Source organism: Flaviflexus huanghaiensis (genome assembly GCF_014118685.1).
GTDB lineage: Bacteria > Actinomycetota > Actinomycetes > Actinomycetales > Actinomycetaceae > Flaviflexus > Flaviflexus huanghaiensis.
In genome coordinates this window covers 66,780-80,191 of record NZ_JACFAK010000005.1, presented here as the reverse complement: position 1 = coordinate 80,191, position 13,412 = coordinate 66,780, and the positions used below count along the sequence as shown (strand labels likewise).

The 13,412-nt window shown below is 61.6% G+C and carries 17 protein-coding genes, 1 tRNA gene and 1 riboswitch; of the genes, 7 read left to right on the top strand and 11 right to left on the bottom strand.

Annotated features, from left to right (window positions below; all coding sequences use genetic code 11):
• Nucleotides 1–85: 85 nt before the first annotated feature.
• Nucleotides 86–955, bottom strand: coding sequence for an inositol monophosphatase family protein (locus H7E91_RS05115; RefSeq protein ID WP_182354021.1), 870 nt, complete (start codon nucleotides 953–955; stop codon nucleotides 86–88).
• A 52-nt stretch (nucleotides 956–1,007) separates the two neighbouring features.
• A complete protein-coding gene (locus H7E91_RS05110) occupies nucleotides 1,008–1,289 on the bottom strand; it encodes a metal-sensitive transcriptional regulator (RefSeq protein ID WP_182354020.1) in 282 nt (93 codons plus the stop codon).
• A 311-nt stretch (nucleotides 1,290–1,600) separates the two neighbouring features.
• On the opposite strand from H7E91_RS05110, the gene trxA (H7E91_RS05105) reads away from it, so the two are divergent.
• The 6 genes from trxA (H7E91_RS05105) (at nucleotide 1,601) to H7E91_RS05080 (ending at nucleotide 6,007) form a co-directional block, all read left to right on the top strand.
• A complete protein-coding gene (gene trxA, locus H7E91_RS05105) occupies nucleotides 1,601–1,978 on the top strand; it encodes a thioredoxin (RefSeq protein ID WP_182354019.1) in 378 nt (125 codons plus the stop codon).
• 212 nt (nucleotides 1,979–2,190) lie between these two features.
• Entirely contained in the window at nucleotides 2,191–3,615 is a 1,425-nt protein-coding gene (locus H7E91_RS05100; RefSeq protein ID WP_182354018.1) for an MBL fold metallo-hydrolase, read from the top strand.
• 13 nt (nucleotides 3,616–3,628) lie between these two features.
• The gene (locus H7E91_RS05095) at nucleotides 3,629–4,399 is read left to right on the top strand and encodes a TSUP family transporter (RefSeq protein WP_206680358.1); all 771 of its coding nucleotides are present in this window, start codon (nucleotides 3,629–3,631) and stop codon (nucleotides 4,397–4,399) included.
• 43 nt (nucleotides 4,400–4,442) lie between these two features.
• Nucleotides 4,443–5,015, top strand: coding sequence for a DUF4395 domain-containing protein (locus H7E91_RS05090; protein ID WP_182354017.1), 573 nt, complete (start codon nucleotides 4,443–4,445; stop codon nucleotides 5,013–5,015).
• Complete coding sequence (locus H7E91_RS05085; protein WP_182354016.1) at nucleotides 5,012–5,371, top strand: rhodanese-like domain-containing protein; 360 nt, start codon at nucleotides 5,012–5,014, stop codon at nucleotides 5,369–5,371. The genes H7E91_RS05090 and H7E91_RS05085 overlap by 4 nt, the downstream gene beginning before the upstream one ends.
• 219 nt (nucleotides 5,372–5,590) lie before the next feature.
• Nucleotides 5,591–6,007 carry a DUF302 domain-containing protein gene (locus H7E91_RS05080; RefSeq protein ID WP_182354015.1) on the top strand — a complete coding sequence of 139 codons (417 nt, stop codon included), beginning with the start codon at nucleotides 5,591–5,593 and terminating at the stop codon, nucleotides 6,005–6,007.
• A gap of 291 nt (nucleotides 6,008–6,298) precedes the next feature.
• Here the strand turns inward: H7E91_RS05080 and H7E91_RS05075 are convergent, their stop codons facing one another.
• The 7 genes from H7E91_RS05075 to H7E91_RS05045 form a co-directional block, all read right to left on the bottom strand.
• A complete protein-coding gene (locus tag H7E91_RS05075) occupies nucleotides 6,299–6,820 on the bottom strand; it encodes a GNAT family N-acetyltransferase (RefSeq protein ID WP_182354014.1) in 522 nt (173 codons plus the stop codon).
• Between the two features lie 92 nt (nucleotides 6,821–6,912).
• Nucleotides 6,913–6,985, bottom strand: a tRNA-Ala gene (locus H7E91_RS05070).
• A gap of 100 nt (nucleotides 6,986–7,085) precedes the next feature.
• Nucleotides 7,086–7,697 (bottom strand): histidine phosphatase family protein, encoded by a 612-nt coding sequence (locus H7E91_RS05065; protein WP_182354013.1) that lies wholly within the window; start codon nucleotides 7,695–7,697, stop codon nucleotides 7,086–7,088.
• Nucleotides 7,694–8,068 (bottom strand): ribosome silencing factor, encoded by a 375-nt coding sequence (gene rsfS, locus H7E91_RS05060; RefSeq protein WP_182354012.1) that lies wholly within the window; start codon nucleotides 8,066–8,068, stop codon nucleotides 7,694–7,696. The genes H7E91_RS05065 and rsfS overlap by 4 nt, the downstream gene beginning before the upstream one ends.
• Entirely contained in the window at nucleotides 8,065–8,760 is a 696-nt protein-coding gene (locus H7E91_RS11700; RefSeq protein WP_182354011.1) for a hypothetical protein, read from the bottom strand. The genes rsfS and H7E91_RS11700 overlap by 4 nt, the downstream gene beginning before the upstream one ends.
• A gap of 30 nt (nucleotides 8,761–8,790) precedes the next feature.
• Nucleotides 8,791–9,507 (bottom strand): nicotinate-nucleotide adenylyltransferase, encoded by a 717-nt coding sequence (nadD, locus tag H7E91_RS05050; protein WP_182354010.1) that lies wholly within the window; start codon nucleotides 9,505–9,507, stop codon nucleotides 8,791–8,793.
• Complete coding sequence (locus tag H7E91_RS05045) at nucleotides 9,497–10,768, bottom strand: glutamate-5-semialdehyde dehydrogenase (protein WP_182354009.1); 1,272 nt, start codon at nucleotides 10,766–10,768, stop codon at nucleotides 9,497–9,499. The genes nadD and H7E91_RS05045 overlap by 11 nt, the downstream gene beginning before the upstream one ends.
• Nucleotides 10,769–10,863: 95 nt before the next feature.
• On the opposite strand from H7E91_RS05045, the gene trxA (H7E91_RS05040) reads away from it, so the two are divergent.
• A complete protein-coding gene (gene trxA, locus H7E91_RS05040) occupies nucleotides 10,864–11,232 on the top strand; it encodes a thioredoxin (protein WP_182354008.1) in 369 nt (122 codons plus the stop codon).
• A gap of 98 nt (nucleotides 11,233–11,330) precedes the next feature.
• Here the strand turns inward: trxA (H7E91_RS05040) and H7E91_RS05035 are convergent, their stop codons facing one another.
• Both H7E91_RS05035 and H7E91_RS05030 read right to left on the bottom strand, forming a co-directional pair.
• Nucleotides 11,331–12,230: an LLM class oxidoreductase gene (locus H7E91_RS05035; protein WP_182354007.1), complete on the bottom strand. Its 900-nt coding sequence runs from the start codon at nucleotides 12,228–12,230 to the stop codon at nucleotides 11,331–11,333.
• 227 nt (nucleotides 12,231–12,457) lie between these two features.
• A riboswitch (SAM riboswitch) is annotated at nucleotides 12,458–12,560 on the bottom strand.
• A 225-nt stretch (nucleotides 12,561–12,785) separates the two neighbouring features.
• Nucleotides 12,786–13,412 (bottom strand): MusI family membrane protein, encoded by a 627-nt coding sequence (locus H7E91_RS05030; protein ID WP_182354006.1) that lies wholly within the window; start codon nucleotides 13,410–13,412, stop codon nucleotides 12,786–12,788.

The window sequence follows — 13,412 nt, the reverse complement described above, 5'->3', positions numbered from 1 at the left end:
CTGTCTTCCTGGTGCCGGTGTTCGATAATCGGGACGCTATCACCGCAATTTTTTGTCCTCAGCGCATATCCGAACAATCGGAGTGTCACGTCGCGTCGAGGCGTCCTGCGACGCCCTCGAGCTCCTCGAGAGCCAACCCGATCTGCGGAATTGTGCGGCCGGGTGCAATAACGCCATAGCCCGGTTGTTGCCATGGCAGATCGCCGTAGCCGCCGCGGAGTGGCGAGTGGAGGAATTGGCCGCCCGCCTCCATGACGAGAACGATTCCCCCTGCCGTGTCCCAGGGGTTGGCGCCGACGCCATACGCGGCGTCCGCCCAGCCGGCGGCGACGCATGCGATGTCGATGGCCGCGCTGCCGAGGTTTCGCACTCCGAGAACACCGGTGGCGAGCTTGGCGGCAACAGCGAGGCCTTCAGGTCCCCACGTGTGTCGATCGCGGGCGGAGGGGAAACCCGTGAGGACGAGACTCTCTGAGGCCGTACGTTCGATCGGCTCCCCAAGCCGGATCGGCTCCTCCCTGTCGAAGGACGTGACCCAGGAGCCGTGGCCCTTCGCTGCGTAGAATTCGTGGCCGAGAAGCGGAGCGTTGACGACGCCGGCGATGAGCTCGCCATCGACCTCTGCGCCGACCGAGAAGGCGAACGTCGGCATGCCCGCCGCGAAGTTGGCCGTGCCGTCGATGGGATCGACGTAGAACGTCACGGGGCTGTCGCCAGGCCGTTCGCCCTTCTCCTCACCAACGATTCGACAGTCGGGTATCGCCCGACGCAACACGTCGACAGCAATTTCTTCACACTGCCTATCGTGCTCTGTGACGACGTCGAACCTGTCGCGCTTGAAATCTCGGTCCGTTGGAGTGCGCGCCACTCGTCTGAGGTACTCGGCGACTTTGTCACCTGCCTCGCGCATGGCAGAAAGGATAACCTTGGGATCGGTGTCGCGGATGTCAGTCATAACTTCCTCCTCGACGCCAACATAGTAAGGCAACCTGGAGGAAGGGTGGATGTCACGCGAGCCGGAGAAAGAGCTCCTCCAACTCGTCGGGATCCTCCGTACCGGACTCAGGATTCATGAGGCAATCCGTCAAAGCACGTGAGATGACGAGATAACCTGCCCGATCGAGCGCCTTCGACACGGCCGCCAGCTGATGGACAATCTCCCGGCATGGAGCATCTTGCTCAAATGCGTCGATCATCGCCCCCAGCTGACCGTGCGCACGGCGAAACCGGTTGAGGATCTTCCGTTTCGCCTCTGCTTTGCTTTCATCGCTCGTCTCGATGGATGACATCCTCGTGTCCTTCTACTTGACATCGCTTATACCCCCCAGGGTATCCTTATCGCGACCGAAATTATACCCCCCGGCGTATCGAGTCTGGGCAGATCTGAAGGATAGATGAATGTGTAGTGCTACAACCTGCCGCACCTGCGGCAAGACGACGTGGTCTGGCTGCGGCCAGCATGTTGCCCAGGTGAGGAGGTCTGTGCCCGCGTCACAGTGGTGCGGCGGGAAACACACCCAGGAAGAGATCGATGCTGCCAAGGCACAGCGCGGAGGATTCTTCGCGCGGATGTTCGGCCGGTAAGGAGAAAGAGATCATTATGGCAACCGTCAATCTCACGAACGATACGTTCGCCGATACCGTCAACCGCGACGGCATTGTCTTCGTCGATTTCTGGGCCGCATGGTGCGGTCCGTGCCGCTTCTTCGCACCGACCTACGAGAAGGCGTCCGAGGCCAATCCTGACATCGTCTTCGGCAAGGTCGACACGGAGGCCGAGCAGCTTCTTGCCGCTCAGTACCGTATTCAGTCGATCCCAACTCTTATGGTTTTCCGCGACGGCATCCTTGTCTACTCCCAGCCGGGCGCTCTGCGTGCCCCACAGCTCGACCAGCTCATTCAAGGAGCACGCGACCTCGACATGGACGACGTGCGCCGGCAGCTAGCCGAAAAGCAGAAAACTGACGCCAAGGCGTAGGAACCACACAACACTCGTAACCCAGTCATCTGATTAACCCACGGAGTAAAAAAGCTATGTGTTCACGAATCACCTGTTCTAACTGCGGCAAGCCGACATGGTCCGGCTGCGGACAGCATGTCGACTACGCCCTGCGCGGCGTTCCCGAAGCCGAGCGTTGCCGCTGCCGGTAGGACATTTCACTCCGCCCCTGATCCACGAAAGGCATCACCATGCTCCTCGAACGCATCTACGATGAAGACCTCGCGCAGGCGAGCTACCTCGTCGGCTGTCAGGCCAACGGAACCGCAATTGTCGTCGATCCCCGCCGCGACCTCGACGTCTACCTCAACCTCGCGAAAAAGAACGACATGACGATTGTCGCCGTGACGGAGACTCACATCCATGCCGATTATCTCTCGGGAACCCGCGAGCTTGCGGCGAAGACGGGAGCTACCGTTTATGTCTCCGACGAGGGCGGCCCCGATTGGACCTATTCCGACGCATTTGATGGGGCAGTCCGTATGAAGGACGGCCACCGGATCTCGCTGGGCAATATCACCCTCGAGGCGGTCCACACCCCCGGCCACACGCCAGAACACATGTCCTTCCTCATCACGGACGGCGCACAGTCCGAGGAACCCGGTTTCATGCTGACGGGCGATTTCGTCTTCGTCGGCGATCTCGGCCGCCCAGACCTCCTCGACGAGGCAGCGGGCGGGATTGACACCCGGTTCCAGGGAGCAAAAGACCTTTTCCGGAGTCTGCGCGATCGCTTCATAACGTTGCCGGACTACATCCAGGTTCTGCCCGCCCACGGCTCCGGCTCGGCGTGCGGCAAGGCCCTTGGCGCAGTCCCGTCCTCAACAGTCGGCTACGAGAAGCACTTCTCGTGGTGGGGTCCATACCTCAAGGATGATGACGAGAAGGGCTTCATCGACGAGCTGCTGAGTGGCCAGCCTGATGCACATGCCTACTTCGCTCGGATGAAGGTGGAAAACCGGGAGGGCCCGGCTGTGCTCGGAGCGCTACCAGAGCTCATCGAGTACAGCACCGATGAGCTTGTCTCGGCACTCGCAGATGACAGCGTCATCCTCATCGATACCCGTCATCACAAGACTGTGCACGGGGGCACAGTGCCACGCTCACTCAACATTCCAGGCGTCCGCAAGGCAGCGAGTTACGGTGCGTGGATCGTTGACCCGGAGATTGAGAAGCGCCCGCTCGTCCTGCTCGCAGAAAACCGCGAGGAGGCGGACGATATGAGGGACCACCTCATCCGTGTTGGCATCGACACCGTCCGCGGCTTCATCACCTCACTCGATGGGCTCGACCTCGTGACCCCGACGGTCGTCTCCCCCAGTGCGATTGACGACTTCCCCCATGTCCTCCTCCTCGATGTGAGGAACAAGTCCGAGTTCACCGATGGGCACCTGCCTGGCGCGAAGCAACTGTCTGGTGGCCGCATTATGTGGCACCTCGACGAGCTCCCCGAACCCGGCGCGGGCACGATTCTCACCTACTGTCAGACCGGCGTGCGCAACAGTGTTGCCGCGAGCGCGCTTCGCCGGGAGGGTTACGACGTGGCGGAGATCGATGGCAGCTATGCCGCCTGGGTCGCCCGTCCGGGCAACGTTCCCGTACTCGAGTCGGTCTGATACCGGGGCTTGAGTGGATCCTCTCCTGACCATCTCTGCACTCCTCCTGGCTGGCCTGGTTGGGGTTTCACTCGGGCTCCTCGGGGGCGGCGGTTCGATCCTCACCGTTCCTATCCTCACGTATGTGCTGGGTATGGAGCCTCGTGAGGCAATCGCCGCCTCCCTCTTCATAGTCGGCGTGACAAGCGCCGTTGGCATGACGAGTCATGCGAGGGCGGGCCGGGTGAGATGGCGGATGGGGCTCCTGTTTGGGGCCGCTGGCATGGTCGGCGCCTTCGTCGGTGGTCTCATCGGCGGGCACATCCCTGGCGGAATCCTCATGGTCCTCTTCGCCCTCATGATGATTGCGACTGCAACCGCAATGTTTAGGGGACGCCGAGAGGGACGCGCAGATGCTCCCTCGGGCGGGCGTTCGCTCGTTCGCATCCTGGCCGATGGTTTCGCCGTCGGTATCGCGACCGGGCTCGTCGGTGCCGGTGGCGGCTTCCTCATCGTGCCTGCGCTCAACATTCTTGGCGGCCTGCCGATGGCGATCGCGGTCGGCACGTCGCTACTCGTCATCGCAATGAAGTCGTTCGCGGGACTTGGCGGCTACCTGCTGTCGGTGTCCCTCAACTGGCCACTTATCCTGGCATTCACGGGCGTGGCGATTGCGGGATCCTTCGCTGGATCTGCCGTGGCTGGGAGGGTCCCGGAGCGGGCTCTTCGCAAGGGCTTCGGCGTTTTCGTTCTCGTCATGGGAGTTTTCGTTCTCATTCAGGAAGTACCTCCGCTCCTCAGCTGATCAGTCGCGGTACGCCCGCATTTCATCATCAAGGTAAGGCTTCATGGCATCCTCCCCTCCCCCACGGATCGGCGCCCGAGTGCCCGGATACGTGGTCCTTGTCATTGACGAGCGCGCCGTCAGAGCCGCAGCTGGCATCCTGCTCCTCGCTGGCGGGATTGCCTTCGGCACCGCGCTTGCCACCGGTTCAACCGCGCCACTTCAGCCGTTCGGCATGTTGTTCATGTTCGACATGCTCCTTCGCATCGGACTCGGAGACCGGTGGTCACCGACACTCGCAGTTGGAAGACTCGCCGTCCGCCGCCAAAAGCCGGAGTGGGTGGGAGCTTCCCAGAAAGAGTTCGCCTGGATGCTGGGATTCGGTCTTGCGTTCGTGTCATGTACGACAATGGGGTTGCTGGCAACGCCCCTGTGGGTCACGCTCGTCCTGTGCGGGACGTGCCTCACTCTCCTATTCCTGGAAACATCCTTCGGCATCTGTGTCGGCTGCGCCCTCCAGCAACGGTTCGGCAAGACCGAACCCATGTATTGCCCGGGCGGTATCTGCGAAACTGCAACAGCGCCTGGGACTGACTTCCTCACCCCTGATTCGTCGATTGGAAGGATTGAAAGATGAGAAGAGTACTCGCGGCAGTCATCGCAGCCTCAGCCCTGCTGGGTCTCGGAGCATGTTCGGACGACGGGGGGAAAGTCGACGCGTCCGAGGACGTTATCGTTCTTGACGTGCGCACGCCGAGCGAGTTTGCCGCTGGCCATCTGGAGGGCGCGCAGCTCGTCGATTTCAACGCCGGCGAGGTCGCATCGGCCATCCCCGAGCTCGACCCCGAGGCGGAGTATCTCGTGTACTGTCGCTCCGGCAACCGCTCAAGCCAAGCAACCGCCCTCATGGAACAAGCCGGATTCACGAACATCACCAACCTTGGTTCCCTCGAAGAAGCATCAGAGGCAACCGGGATCGAGATCGTTCGCTAGAACGCGGTACTCGACAAACGAGGCCCGAGCAACAGGCAAGCAACGCTCGTTATCGTCCAACATCCACGACATCTTCGCCACCGAAAAGCAAGCGGGTGGCATAGCCTGGCACAACGGGATGCCTTAATGGGTAGGCGGAGCAGACATGCTGCGGGTTACCCATGGGCAACAGAAGACCTAACGGCAAGAGACGACCGACTGACAATACGAGGAGAGATCATGTCATACACCCATTCCATCACCGTCGACCTGTCTTACGCGGATGCCGTGGAGCGCACGCGTCAAGCGCTCGCGGATCAGGGTTTCGGTGTCCTCACCGAGATTGATATGCGGGCCACATTCAATTCGAAGCTCGGCGCAGAGGCGGCAGACGCTGTCGGAGACTATGTCATTCTCGGCGCCTGCAACCCGAAGCTGGCAAGTAAGGCTTTGGCGGGTGACCAGCACATGGGGGCGCTCCTACCCTGCAACGTCGTTGTGCACCGGGCCGCCGAGGACGAGCAGACAACAGTCGAGACAATCGACCCGGCGACCATGGTCAAGCTGAGCGACAGCCCCCAGGTACGCGAGGTCGCTGATGACGCCGACACACGACTGAAGGCCGCGCTCGACTCAATCGCGAGCTCCGGTAGCTGACCCCGCCACGCGGAGCACCCCACTCACTATGGTTGAGGGCCTGAGCAGTCTCCAGCTCGGGCCCTCTCCTGTGCTTGGCGACGCTCGAATGTGTCTCAATGACAGAGCGCCGGTCGTGACCATGCAATGCGAGAACGGTTCTACAGACACACGACGCCGGGAGGCGTTAGCGGGGTCGTAACACCGTGAGTGTTTCCTTCCAAGCCGACGCTACTCGGCCCTCAGCGCGAGGGATGCTTAAGGTGAAACGGCGGGGCGCTGTCGCATCGGTCAGTCCATTGCCCCGCACCGTCACAGGACGTATTCGAACAGATGGAACCGGTTGAGGTCGGTATTGGGGTAGTCAATCGTATGGACTCCGAGGTCCGTGAAGCCACACCGCGTGTAGAGCGCCCGTGCCGCTACGTTGTCGACGAGAACGTCGAGACGCACCGCGAGACAACCGCGTTCCTGAGCGATTCGAATCGCGGATTCGACAAGAAAACCGGCGACGCCGCGCCCCTGGTGTGCGGGCGCGACGCCGAGGACGTGAATGATGAGAGCCTGTTCATTCGCCACCGGTGCCGACCACGCGGCTCGCTCGTAGCCGAGGCCGGTCTTGTGGTCGAGCGCCATGACGCCTGCGATTTCTGTGCCATCGGTTGCAACATACATGTCGCCGCTCTCGACCCACCCACGGATCATGTCCGAGCTCGGATGACCTTCGGTGTGCCAGTGCCGGTAATCAACGGTCTGAGCTAAGTGATCCATGATGTCGTGGTAAACCTTCTCAACATCAGCCACCTCGTCCGGCTGCGCCGCCCTGACAATCACTGTTCTCCACCTTCGGATCGTGGGACTTCGCGACAAAGCAAGAAGTCCGGCATATAGCCGGACTTGCTACCCGTTTTATGCGGGATTGTCGGTGGAGCTAAGGGGATTCGAACCCCTGACCTCTTCCATGCCATGGAAGCGCGCTACCAACTGCGCCATAGCCCCGAGTGCTTGACAAGTCTAAGCCGTAAGCCCCCCTCGACGCCAAATCTGCGGGGGTGGTAACCGCCACAGGGCGCTGAACGCACATCGGCCAAGCGCGAGCTCAGCTGAGGTTGTACGCCATGAGGCGCCACGCTGGCGCGCGGTTGGGCTGCGGAGCAAGGATCCCCCAATGGCAGTTGTCCATCCCCGCAAGTGGCTGAGACAGTGACGGGTTAGTTCCTAAAAGGGACATGAGACCGTTGGAGATGGCGCCACCGTGGGAGACGATGACGAGCACGGCCTCGTTATGGTCGGCGAGTCTGTCGGTCCAGTCCGCGATCGCTGTGACAACTCTCCGCCCGCAGGCCTCCCGCGTCTCAACGTCGCCGCCCGGCTCCTGGCCAGCTCGCCACAGGTTGAGACCCTCGCGGTCGATCTGCCCAATCTCGTCGGCCGTCAGACCTTCCCAGGAGCCGAAACTGCGCTCCTGGACCCGCGGATCAACAGCAATCTGCAGCCCCGTCCTCTTCGCGAGCCGGGTCGCTGTGTCGTACGCCCGCGTAAGATCCGAGGACACAATGTGGGTGGGGCCGAGCTCAGCAATCTTCTTTGCGGCGGCTTTCGCCTGGGCGATGCCGGTGTCGTTCAACGGGTAGTCGCTCGCTCCCTGGAGGCGCCGTTGCTTGTTGAGATCAGTCTGTCCGTGACGCCACAGGATAATCCTTGAGATCAACGTTCCCCGTCCAGATCTGAGACATCGATCATCGGGCAGTCGCCCCAGAGGCGTTCCAGTGCGTAGTATTCTCGGTCCTCATCCTGCTGGACGTGGACGACGACATCGCCGTAGTCGACGAGAACCCAGTGAGCCTCCCCTTCGTAGCCCTCCCTGCGGAGCCGCTCAGTGCCAGCTTTGTGCATGGCCTCATCAATGGCGTCGACGATGGCGCGCACTTGCCGGGCAGTCTCTCCGGAGGCGACGACGAAGACGTCTGTCAGGACCAGTCGATCCGACACATCGATCGCGACAGCGGAGGTTGCTAGCTTCTCGAAGGCGGCCGCAACTGCGAGGCGGGCGAGGTCGACAGATTCGGCGGTTGCGGTCACAGTGCTCCAGGGTAGAAGTATTCGGTGGTGTATGGCGCCGAGCCGGCTTCCCCTCCGGCGAAGATGAGGGAGCCAAGAAAGATGCCTACACCGAATCCGACGACGATGAGGATGAGGAACAGGAGGATCGTCTTCCATCTGCTCGGCTCAGGCTCGTCGTCCTCCTCGTCGGTCGAGTCATCGAGCGCGGGCGGCTCGGACTTCAGGCGCGCCCGCAGGGCCCCAGCGTAATCCTCATCGCTGTCATCAGTCTCCAGCGGTGGCAGCGGGGCCACGACATCGGCCGGTTCGGTCGATTCATCTTCGACACGTGGGACCGTTCGGGAATCGTCGGTCCGATCAGAGGTGGAGAATCGATCGAAGACGCTCGTTCGCTCTGGGCTCGCCTGTGACTGAGGGCTGGGCTCCGATTGCTCTTCCTCAGCGTCGTGCGAGGTGGCCTGTGGCTCGATCATCGCCGTCTCTCCGAGGTCCGTTTCGCCATCCTCGGACAGGCCGGTGTGCGGCTCTTCAGAGTGCTCGTCAGCTCGCTCGGGGTCATCCATCGGCGTTGGGACGGGACCGGACGTACCATGATCGGGCGCTTCCGACGGCTCGGGCTCATCAGCAGGAACCGCGTCTTGATCCTCGTCTCCAGGCTTCGGCTTCAGTAGCCCAGCCTTCCGCATCTCGCGCCGCGACATCCTGGCCATCGGTTCTCCTTCGCTCGAATACACCACAGTCTATCTTCCCTGCCGCTGGCGTGCCGCCCTTCCGGGTTGCGACACGCGCGGTATCCGACTGGGCGAATAGAGACCGTATTTTCGTATGTACTGCACGACGCCATCGGGCACGAGGTACCAAATAGGGACACCGATCCGTTCTCGTTCGCGCACATCCGTCGACGAGATCGCCATGGCGGGCACTTCGATGACCGTCACACGGTCGGGGGGCAGTCCGTTCGATGCGATGCTGTGGCCCGGCCTGCTAACGCCGACGAAGTGGGCGAGCTCCCACAATTCGGAGGCGTCCTTCCAGTCGAGAATCTGCGGCAGGACGTCGGCGCCGGTGATGAAGAAGAACTCATCATCCGGGTAGATTTCCCTCAAATCGCGGAGTGTGTCGATCGTGTACGTGAGCCCTGGCCGGTCAATGTCAACGCGTGAGACCGAAAACCGAGCATTCGAGGCTGTCGCGATGACGGTCATGAGGTAGCGGTACTCGGCAGGCGAGACCTCACGTTCCTGTTTATAGGGAGGCTCTCCCGTCGGCACGAAAATGACCTCGTCGAGCCCGAACCGGTGTTGGACCTCAGATGCCGCGACAAGGTGACCATGGTGGATTGGGTCAAACGTGCCACCCATGACGCCAATGCGGCGATGCAGCTCATCGTTCGGGTGCGGCGCCTCGATCCATGCGAGGTCATGCTCCGCCGTCACCGGGAAGCCGCTAGCGGACATGCCCCGCACCCTCAACGACCCATGTCGTCGTCGTCAGCTCGGCAAGCCCCATGGGCCCGCGCGCATGAAGTTTCTGGGTCGAAATTCCGATCTCAGCACCGAGACCGAGCTCGCCTCCGTCGGTGAACCGCGTTGAAGCGTTGACCATGACGGCCGCCGAATCGACCCCGGCGACAAACCGGTTCGTGTCTGCCACGGAGTCCGTGACGATCGCTTCCGTATGTCCTGACGAGTGCGCGGCGATATGGGCGAGAGCCTCGTCCACCGAGGCAACAACGGCAACAGCGAGGTCGAGGGAGAGATATTCCCTATCCCAATCCTCGTCGGTCGCGTCCACGATCCGGTCGCGACTGACGCCAGCCCGTTCGGCGAGAGCCTTGGCCGCGTCATCGACATGAAGGGTGACGCCGCGGTCCGCCAGCGCTGCAAGGACCTCACCGGCATGGTCGAAGTTCTCGTGCAGCAAAAGAGTCTCCGCCGCATTACACACGCCGGTCCGATGCGTCTTGGCGTTGACCGCGATCGCGACCGCCCTGTCTCTGTCAGCATCGGAGTTGATGAAGACATGACAGTTTCCAACCCCGGTCTCAATAACAGGCACTGTCGAGTTGGTGACAACCGACTGAATGAGGCCGGCGCCGCCTCGCGGGATGAGAAGGTCGATATAACCGCGGGCAGCCATGAGCTCTGTCGCGCCCTCGCGGCCCCATTCATCCACGGAGGCGATCGCGTCCGCGGGAATCCCGGCGGACGCGATCGCCTCACGCATGAGACCGACGAGAACCTCGTTGGTGTGTTCTGCGGCCGAGCCGCCGCGCAACAGGACCGCGTTTCCCGCTTTAAGCGCGAGGCACGCGGCGTCCACCGTGACGTTAGGTCGTGCCTCATAGATCATTCCGATCACGCCCATCGGCACACGGATATTGCGAACCGTGAGCCCATTCGGCAACGTACTACCTGCGACGACTTCCCCGACTGGGTCCGGAAGCGCGATGAGTTGCCTCACGGCCTCGGCGATGCCAGCGATTCTCTGCTGATCCAGGGTCAGGCGATCGATCAGCGCCTCAGTCAGTCCGTCCTTCACCCCGCGGGCGACATCGCGCCCATTGGCATCGATGATCTCGGTCGATCGCTCCTCCAGGAGCGTCGCGATCGCCGCGAGAGCGGCGTTCTTCTCGGTAGTCGAAGAGCTTCTGAGCACTCGTGCAGCGCCGCGCGCCATCGTCGCCAGCTCCTGCACAGCCTCTCGTGTGTTCGTCATAAGAGTAAGGGTATAGGGAATTATTCTCGGGTCCAGCCCGTTACAGCCCACGTATCGCCCTTTAGGGAAAAGAAGATAACCGGAGGAAGCTGGACATGGCGACAGTCGAGATTACAAAAGACAACTTCAACGACACCATCAAGGAGGGAACGGTCTTCCTAGATTTCTGGGCGGAGTGGTGCGGCCCGTGCCGCCAGTTCGCGCCGACCTACGAGGCCGCCTCTGAGAAGCACGAGAACGTCACCTTCGGCAAGGTCGACACGGAAGACCAGGTTGAGCTATCCCAGGCATTCCAGATCATGTCTATTCCCACGCTCATGGTGTTCCGCGACGGAATCAAACTGTTCGAACAGGCTGGGGCCCTGCCAGCCTCCGCGCTCGAGGACCTCATCGACCAGGCCGAAAAGCTCGATATGGACGCTGTGCGCGCACAGATCGCTGAACAGCAGGGCGCAGAGTCCTGACGTCATAAACGAGTAAAGACCGGCCCCGACGAGAGGGCCGATTCTCAAGGTTCATTAAGGGGGCGCCGCGGCGCCCCCTTAATGACTGTCGTCATCCGCTATTCTGCCGACTCAGCTGTGCGGCGAGCCTGGAGAAGTGGCAGAACACCGCACACAGTCGACGCGAGATCGGTCGGGAGAGAGCCGGGAAGAATCGTGAAGGCGTCTGCGGAACCCAGTGCAAGCCACGAATCGATATGATCGGCGACGTCATGGACGGTGCCGAGAACTCGGGCAGAGCCAACGGCGTAGCGGTCGGCGCCAATAGCGGCGATGAGGCTGGCGCGCTCCTCCGCGTCCATCGCGCACGCCGACACAATCATGAAAAGATCAGCAGATACCCGCAGGTCGCGGCCCTGCTCGAGGGCAGCTGACCGCAGGGAATACCGAATCTCTCGAGCGGTATGCGGATCGGGTTCACGCAGACGGATGCTGTCGGCAACCGCGCCAAGCTTGCCGAGGTCAATGCGCGACGCGGTCTCCCCCGTGAGCGCGACTGTTATGGGCGTTCCTGCCGCGCGCGCCTGCTCGATGATCGTGAGGGCAGGAGTGAGGTCGCCCTCCGCGACGTGAATCTCAAGCCCAACGTCTGTTCCCTTGACCGCGTCAAGGGCTTCCACGCATCCGCTGTCGGCTGTGATAGCGGCAAAGATCGGGCCGGTGATCCGCGAGTTGAGTTTGACGGCCGCACGCACCGGGTCGAGTCGACAGTCCCGGATATGGAGGTCCGAGCGCAGGAGGAAGGTAGAACCGAGGGTGACGGCGGCGAGACCGTCAGAAATTGCAGCGCTCGTCATTGAGGCGAGCCGATGCAGGATGCAGGATTCGACCGGAAAGTCTTCACCAAACTCGGAGGAGGCGTCAAACACCTCAGCCCCGAGGGTGGACAGATCGATGCTGATCGAGGGGACTTTGTAGCCGCGACGGGATTGTCGTGATGAGGGCAGCTGGATTGTCATCGGAAGTTCCTTGGATATAGCAGAGCTGCTCCGTATGGAGCTGTACGAAGGTGCATAAAGCGGTGCGGGAGACTCTCCCGGGCAGATCCAGTTGGCCGGATCAGGCCATGGACTTGTGCCACATGCGCATTCGACGAAGGAGGAACGGAGCCGATACTCGCAGTCCAGTCGTCTCGACAATATTCGTGAATGCCATATTTTATCCTTCGTGCTATCCACCGAGAACGGTGCGTCGCTTGCCGATTGAGGCCTGGTCGTCACCCGGGGCACCCCTCGCACGTGGGGGGTTGTCGACCAGCTAGCCGGGGCTTAATGCTGGTTCTCTGGACCGTCGCCAGGATAACACGCGCTCAGGTCCAGATGTCAAGATGCCGTTGACCAGCACGTGAGATACGGTCGAGTAGGGCTCGCAATCCGCTTTCGCTACCCGTCCCGGGTAACCTACCGCATGCCAAGAAACCGCAGAATGACAGCAAAAAGAGCTCTCCCTTCAAATAGGCAGAGCTCTTCAACTTTTAGTACGTGTGTACTTAATCACATTCGGAGTGTTGTCTCCTACGCGGTATGTGATGCGAGTGGTCCGGCGAACATGAGCGCATGCATGTAGAGCACGGCCGCGGGCAGAATGACGATATTCGCGAAGATGAGGACGCCAAGCGCATCACCGTTGAGAAAGAGAACGAACGGCTGAACGAGTAGGAGCGATAGTGCGACAAGCGTTCGCGGCAAGTATCCGATGGCGAGGAGCGCAGCGCCGCGCACGATCTGACCGAGCCGGGCGGGTCGTTCGCTCAGGAGCGGGAAGACCCAGACGGCGAAGCCGAGAAAAAGGACGACGCCGGTGAGGACAATGACCGTGACCGCCGCGCCGGCAAGACCCATCTCCATCCGATTGATAGCCCAGATCTCCCAAGCCGACACCGTGAGAAGAACAAGGAGCGCCAGCCATACGACGGTTGATTGCCCGAGTTTAGAACGAAAACCGGTCCAAAATGCCCGCACGGGCGATGAGCCCTCTTCCCTCGCCTGCTGCAGGAGCGCTGTGTGGGCTCCGGTGAAAGCGGCACCTGCAGTGATGATTGGCAAACTGAAGACGATGAGTAGCAGGTTGACAATGACGGTATCCGCGACCGTGACGAGCCCGTTGTAGAGCTTAGAATCGGGTGCGAGCCACCCTCCCAT

What these genes read in the sequence shown, in the direction of transcription:
- H7E91_RS05115 (WP_182354021.1), bottom strand. Translation starts at nt 955, where the DNA reads ATGACTGACATCCGCGACACCGATCCCAAGGTTATCCTTTCTGCCATG.
- H7E91_RS05110 (WP_182354020.1), bottom strand. Translation starts at nt 1,289, where the DNA reads ATGTCATCCATCGAGACGAGCGATGAAAGCAAAGCAGAGGCGAAACGG.
- trxA (WP_182354019.1), top strand. Translation starts at nt 1,601, where the DNA reads ATGGCAACCGTCAATCTCACGAACGATACGTTCGCCGATACCGTCAAC.
- H7E91_RS05100 (WP_182354018.1), top strand. Translation starts at nt 2,191, where the DNA reads ATGCTCCTCGAACGCATCTACGATGAAGACCTCGCGCAGGCGAGCTAC.
- H7E91_RS05090 (WP_182354017.1), top strand. Translation starts at nt 4,443, where the DNA reads ATGGCATCCTCCCCTCCCCCACGGATCGGCGCCCGAGTGCCCGGATAC.
- H7E91_RS05085 (WP_182354016.1), top strand. Translation starts at nt 5,012, where the DNA reads ATGAGAAGAGTACTCGCGGCAGTCATCGCAGCCTCAGCCCTGCTGGGT.
- H7E91_RS05080 (WP_182354015.1), top strand. Translation starts at nt 5,591, where the DNA reads ATGTCATACACCCATTCCATCACCGTCGACCTGTCTTACGCGGATGCC.
- H7E91_RS11700 (WP_182354011.1), bottom strand. Translation starts at nt 8,760, where the DNA reads ATGGCCAGGATGTCGCGGCGCGAGATGCGGAAGGCTGGGCTACTGAAG.
- nadD (WP_182354010.1), bottom strand. Translation starts at nt 9,507, where the DNA reads ATGTCCGCTAGCGGCTTCCCGGTGACGGCGGAGCATGACCTCGCATGG.
- H7E91_RS05045 (WP_182354009.1), bottom strand. Translation starts at nt 10,768, where the DNA reads ATGACGAACACACGAGAGGCTGTGCAGGAGCTGGCGACGATGGCGCGC.
- trxA (WP_182354008.1), top strand. Translation starts at nt 10,864, where the DNA reads ATGGCGACAGTCGAGATTACAAAAGACAACTTCAACGACACCATCAAG.
- H7E91_RS05035 (WP_182354007.1), bottom strand. Translation starts at nt 12,230, where the DNA reads ATGACAATCCAGCTGCCCTCATCACGACAATCCCGTCGCGGCTACAAA.
- H7E91_RS05030 (WP_182354006.1), bottom strand. Translation starts at nt 13,412, where the DNA reads ATGGGAGGGTGGCTCGCACCCGATTCTAAGCTCTACAACGGGCTCGTC.